General features: G+C 46.7%; 3 protein-coding genes. All 3 read left to right on the forward strand.

The features are described 5' to 3' along the window. Positions 1 to 191: 191 nt before the first annotated feature. Entirely contained in the window at positions 192 to 1,994 is a 1,803-nt protein-coding gene (locus KDK19_RS08760; RefSeq protein WP_257281921.1) for an F-box protein, read from the forward strand. A gap of 177 nt (positions 1,995 to 2,171) precedes the next feature. Beyond that, entirely contained in the window at positions 2,172 to 3,827 is a 1,656-nt protein-coding gene (locus tag KDK19_RS08765; RefSeq protein ID WP_257291752.1) for an F-box/WD repeat-containing protein, read from the forward strand. Positions 3,828 to 4,053: 226 nt separating this feature from the next. After that, on the forward strand, positions 4,054 to 4,669 hold a 616-nt coding region (locus KDK19_RS08770), incomplete at its 3' end, for an F-box protein (RefSeq protein ID WP_257291753.1).

The raw sequence follows: 4,669 nt of genomic DNA on the forward strand, positions 1-4,669 counted from the left end.
AGTGGTTTTCTGTACAGGCTGTTTCTGAAACGACCTCCAATTAAGCGTGTTTTTGTTTAGTTTCACTAACCTCCACGTTATGAACTTTCATTTCTAAAACCGACTCTAAGCTTTCAATCCATTTTAAATGCCCTTTCCGAACGAGGATAAATACTGACTTTGGAACCCGGGATGAATCAGGTACGAACACTATGGACAGCATTTCCGACATTATCGGCTCCTTGCCACCAACTAAACGAACTCGATTGGAAGGGGTGCCAACGGGTTTCAGTCTGGGCAGGGAAGTGACTTTACCGGACAAAATTGAACCCACATTCTTTCACTTACCCATAGAGGTTCATGGCGAAATTATTCGCTATTTGGATTTTCGCGGGGTGACCCGTTTAGCCGGGGTATGCAAATATCTCCACGACCTCGTAAAAAAAGATAAAGCTCAGGAAAGAGCGTGGTATCGCCGGTTTTCTTCACCCTACCCCTATCGACTGAAGACCGTCATTGCGACAAAAGACAGTCAACAACTCGGTGATTGGTTGAGTCCGTTTGCGAATAAGAACACTGTCAATTCAGTCGTAAAGCAACAAAATGGTGCTTATTTTCCTGCTCAGCTTCTTTTCACCAACAGTAAACTGATGGCTCAGTATAAAAGATTTAACTTGAAGACAAGGGCCGAAATTACCCATCGTCGAGGTATCTTCACAGCCACCTTCAGCGCCAATAACAGCCACCTGGTGACCGCCAGTTTTGATAATACGGTAAAAATCTTTGGCCAGAAGACCGATGGCTCATGGAAATCAGAAGCCACTATTAACCACGATGGTCGGATCTGTGCGGTTATCCTCAGCGCCGACAGCCGTCATATGCTGATCGTCGGTAAAGACAGTAGGGCTGCGAAAATCTATGGTCAGCTGGACGATGGTTCATGGGCATTAAAAGCCACCATTACCCATGAGGGCAGGATCGGGTCAGCCACCTTCAGTGCTGATGACCGCTATGTGAACGTCATTTTCAATGGCGCGATGAAAATCTATGGTCAGGAGAACGATGGATCATGGCAGGCAAAATACACTATTAACCATAATGCTACGACCCTGTCGTCCAGCTTCAGCGCCGATGGTCGTCATGCAGTGGTGGCCGGTACGGATAAAACTTTGAAAATCTACGGTCTGATGGACGATGGATCATGGGAGGTAAAAGCCGCCAATACCCTTGAGGTGGCGGCCCCGTTGGCCACAATCAGCCCCAGTGGTCGTCATGTGTTACTCCCCGCTGAAAATGAAACTCTGAAAATCTTTAGCTGGGGGGACAATGGCTCATTGGAAGTAAAAGCCGCCATTAACCTTAGCAATCCGATCGGTTCGCTTATTTCGGCCTGCTTCAGTCCCGACAGCCGTCATATAACGGTCAACGGTGAAAATGACACGCTGAACATCTATAGCCAGAAGGACAATGGGTCATGGGAAGTAAAAACCACCATTACCCATAAGAGTCCTGTCATATCAGTCACCTTCAGCGCCGATAGCCGCCATCTGGTCACCATCAGTTTTGATGATACTGCGAAAATATGTAGCCTTCAGGACGATGAATCATGGCAAGCAATAGCCACGATTTCCCATGATGTTTTCATCAACTCAGCCACATTCAGCACCGATGGCCGCCATTTAGTCACTGCCAGTAAAGATAACACGGCGAAAATTTATGGTCGGGAGGACGATGGATCATGGGTAAAAAAAGTCACCATCGTCCACAAAGGCTGGGTCAATTCAGCCACCTTTAGTGCCGATGGTTGCCTTTTGGTGACGGCCAGTTGCGACAAAACCGCGATAATTTATGCTCTGAGAGCCAATGGTTCATGGCGACGAAAAGCCACCATTTCCCACGAGAGAGCGGTCACCTCAGCCACCTTCAGCACCGATGGCCGAAATGTGTTAACCGTCAGTAGAGATAACAAAGCAAGAATCACTGAACTCAGTAGGAAAGGAAGGAAAGATAGATGATCGGATGAGCGTAAAACTTTCCCGGATCAGGGCGCTGTTATTGCCTGATTCCACTGACCTCAATTTTATGAACTTTCATTCTAAAACCAGTTCTAATCTTTCAATCAATTTTAAATGTCGTCTCTAACCCGGGATAAATAATGACTTTGAGCCCTTCAGAAATAAGGTATGACAACTATGGACAGCATTTCCGGCATTGACGGCTCACTCTCGCCACCACCTAAACGAACTCGATTGGAAGTTCTGCCAACGGGTTTCAGTCTGGGCAGGAAAGTGGCTGTACAGGACAAAATACAACCCACATTTTTCCATTTGCCTGAAGAGATTCAGTCCAAAATTATTCGATATTTGGATGTTCGAGGGGTTGCCCGTTTAGCAAAGGTATGCAAATACCTTCACACTCTTGTTAAAAAAGAGAGAGCTCAGGAAAGAGCCTGGTATCGTCGGTTTTCTTTATCAAACCAATATCAAATGAAGACCTTCTTTTCGGCAAAAGATGACCAACAACTCCGTGATTGGTTGAGCTCGTTTGCGGATACGGGCACTGTCGAGTCTCTCATAAAACAACGAAAGAATATTCATTTTCCTGCTTTGTTACTTTTCACCAACAGTAAACTGATGTCTCAATGTGAAATATTCAAGCCAGTGACAAAAGCCCAAATTACCCATTCACGCTATATCATCACAGCCAGCTTCAGCGCTGATAGCTGCCATGTGGTGACCGCAAGCTTGGATAAAACAGCAAAAATCGCTAGTCAGAAGACCGATGGATCATGGTCAGAAAAAGCCCCCATTCTCCATACTGACTGGATCATATCAGCGACCTTTAGTAATGATGGCCGTCATGTGGTGACAGCCAGTCACGATGGCGAGGCGAAAATCTGTCGTCTGGAGGATGATGGAGCATGGAAGGTAAAAGCCATCATTTCCCATAAGGATCGAATCCGCTCAGCCACCTTCAGTGCTAATGGCAGCCATGTGGTGACTGCCAGTGAGGATAAGACGGTGAAAATCTATGGCCAGGAGACCGATGGATCATGGGAAGCTGAATACACTATTAACCATAATACTCCGGTCATCTCCGCCAGCTTCAGTGTCGATGGCCGTCATTTGGTGATCGTCAGTGAAGATAAAGCTGCGACAATCTATGGTCAGGAGGACGATGGATCATGGGCAGTCACAACCACCATTTCCCATGAGGATACAGTCTATTCAGCCACCTTCAGCGCCGATGGCGACCATGTGGTGACCGCCAGTGGGGATCACACGGCAAAAATCTATAGCCTGCAGGACGATGGGTCATGGGAAGAAAAAGTCACCATTCAACACAAAGAGGCGGTTAACACAGCCAGCTTCAGCCCCGGTGGCAGTCTTGTGGTGACCACCAGTAGCGATCGCACGGCAAAAATCCATGGCCTGCAGACTGATGGATCATGGGAAGAAAAAGCCAACATTACCCACAAGGATTGGATCAACTCAGCCAGCTTCAGTGTCGATGGCAGCCATCTGGTGACCACCAGTGACGATCACACGGCAAAAATCCATGGCCTGCAGGCCGATGGATCATGGGAAGTAAGAGGCACTATTTACCACAAAGACCTCGTCCGAAGAGCCACCTTCAGTCCCGATGGCTGCCATGTGGTGACCGCCAGTGGCGACAATACGGCGAAAATTTATGGTCAGGCGGGCAATGGATCATGGCTGGAAAAAGCCATCATTTCACACAAGGATAAACTCAGCTCAGCCACCTTCAGCGGCGATAGCCGATATGTGTTGACCGTCAGTTATGATTACACCGCGAGAATCACTGAACTATTTGGCAAAGATGGATAATCGGATGAGCGAAAAACCCGTTAACGGCAGGGGACCATTAGAAGCACTTTTTGCAGAAATGACCATGCAAAGCATTTTCCCGGATCAGGGCGCTGTTCCTGGTTAGTTTCACTGACCTTAGTGTTATGAACTTTCATCCTAAAGCCAGTTCTAACCTTTCAATCATTTTTAAATATCCCTTCAAAACGAGGATAAATACTGACTTTGGAGCTTTGGAGAAACAGACATGCACCTTACGAACAGCAATTCCAGCATTATTGGCGTTTCACTCTCGCTAATACCCGAGCAACCTCGATTGGAGAGAGCGCAAACAGCTGTCAGTCTGGGCAGGGATGTTAGGGTACAGGACAACATTGAACCTACATTCTTCCATTTGCCTGAAGAGGTACATGCCAAAATTATTTGCTATTTAGAATTTCGAGACATTACCCGTATAGCAAAGGTATGTGTATACCTTCGCGATCTTGTCAAAAACAATAAAGCTCTGGAAATAGCATGGTTTCGGCGGTTTCCTTCACCACGCCAATATCAACTAAAAACCATCGTTATGACAAAAGACAGTCAACAACTTCGTGATTGGTTGAAGCCGTTTGCGAATAGGGACACTGTCGAGTCACTCATAGAACAACAAAACCGTACTTACTTTCCAGCTCTGCTCCTTTTCACCAACAGTAAGCTGATGTCTCAATGCGAAAAATTCAAGTTAGAGAAAAAAACCAAAAAGTCCGAACATGGATTTGTCAACGGAGCCAAATTCAGCCCCGATAGCCGCTACGCAGTGACCTGTGATTTGGGTGCAAAGGTGAAAATCTATGGCCAGAAGACCGGTGGATCATGGAAGA

Origin of the sequence: Endozoicomonas sp. ONNA1, from assembly GCF_024606325.1 — a bacterium.
In the GTDB taxonomy this organism is placed as follows: Bacteria; Pseudomonadota; Gammaproteobacteria; order Pseudomonadales; family Endozoicomonadaceae; genus Endozoicomonas_A.